This is a genomic window from Rhizobium sp. CSW-27, from assembly GCF_018760785.1.
Lineage (GTDB): Bacteria > Pseudomonadota > Alphaproteobacteria > Rhizobiales > Rhizobiaceae > Neorhizobium.
Map to the genome: position 1 here is coordinate 1 of NZ_JAHHZO010000060.1, position 1,267 is coordinate 1,267.

Here is a 1,267-nt window from a genome sequence, read left to right on the forward strand (position 1 = left end):
TCGTCCACGTAGATGTCGTGGCCCCAGACGCCGTCGAGCAGCTGCGAGCGGGAGAAGACGCGGCCGGGCGAGGCCATCAGGAATTCCAGCAGCCGGAACTCCGTCGGGCCGAGCCGCACTTCGCGGCTCTTGCGGTGCACCCGGTGCGTCTCGCGGTCGAGCTCGATGTCGCCGCAGCGCAGGATGCTGGAGAGAACCTCCGGCCGCGCCCGCCGCAGCATCGCCTTCACGCGCGCCATCAGTTCCGGCGTGGAGAAGGGTTTGACCACATAATCGTCCGCACCGGTCGCCAGACCGCGCACCCGCTCGCTTTCCTCGCCGCGTGCCGTCAGCATGATGATCGGCAGCCGCTCCGTCTCGGGCCGCATGCGAAGCCGCCGGCACAGCTCGATGCCGGAGACGCCGGGCAGCATCCAGTCGAGGATCAGAAGATCCGGCAGGCGCTCCTGCAGGCGGATCTCCGCCTCGTCACCCCGCAGGATGGTTTCAACCTCGTAGCCCTCGGCCTCGAGGTTGTAGCGGAGGAGCACGCTCAGCGCCTCCTCGTCCTCCACGACCGCAATCTTCGGCAGCATTGGTCCGGCACTCCGTCAGTCACTCACTCGGCAATGGCGCCGAGCGTATTGGAGGTATCGTCCTTCGGACGCTCCCCTTCCGGCTGGGCGCCGGTGGTGATGTAGTAGATGGTCTCGGCGATGTTCGTGGCATGGTCGCCGATGCGCTCGATGTTCTTGGCGCAGAACAGCAGATGCGTGCAGGTGGTGATGTTGCGCGGATCTTCCATCATGTAGGTCAGAAGCTCACGGAACAGCGAGGTGTACATGGCGTCGATCTCCTCGTCGCGCTGGCGGATGGCTTCCGCCTTCTGCGCCGAACGGTTGGAGAAGACATCGAGCACTTCCTTCAGCTGGACGAGCGCCAGTTCGGAGAGATGTTCGAGGCCACGGGCGAGCTTGCGCGGCACGCCGGTTCCCTGCACGGCAATCACCCGCTTGGCGGTGTTCTTGCCCAGATCGCCGACGCGCTCCAGATCGGCGGCGATGCGCAGCACGCCGATGATCTCGCGCAGGTCACCTGCCATCGGCTGGCGCCGCGCAATCGTCACGATCGCCTTTTCCTGGATCTCGCGCTCGGCATTGTCGAGGATCACGTCATCCGAGATGATCTTCTGCGCCAGCGCCGCATCCGAATTCACCAGGGCCCGAACGGCGTTGCCGCACATCTCCTCGGCAAGGCCGCCCATCTCGGAAATCCGGCGGTTCAGGTA

General features: G+C 65.5%; 2 protein-coding genes. Both read right to left on the reverse strand.

Annotated features, from left to right (window positions below; all coding sequences use genetic code 11):
- A partial coding sequence (locus KLP42_RS26545) for a response regulator (RefSeq protein WP_215571159.1) occupies positions 1 to 575 on the reverse strand: 575 nt, incomplete at its 3' end.
- Between the two features lie 23 nt (positions 576 to 598).
- Positions 599 to 1,267, reverse strand: a 669-nt coding sequence (gene phoU, locus KLP42_RS26550) for a phosphate signaling complex protein PhoU (RefSeq protein ID WP_215571160.1), incomplete at its 5' end; no start/stop codon positions are given.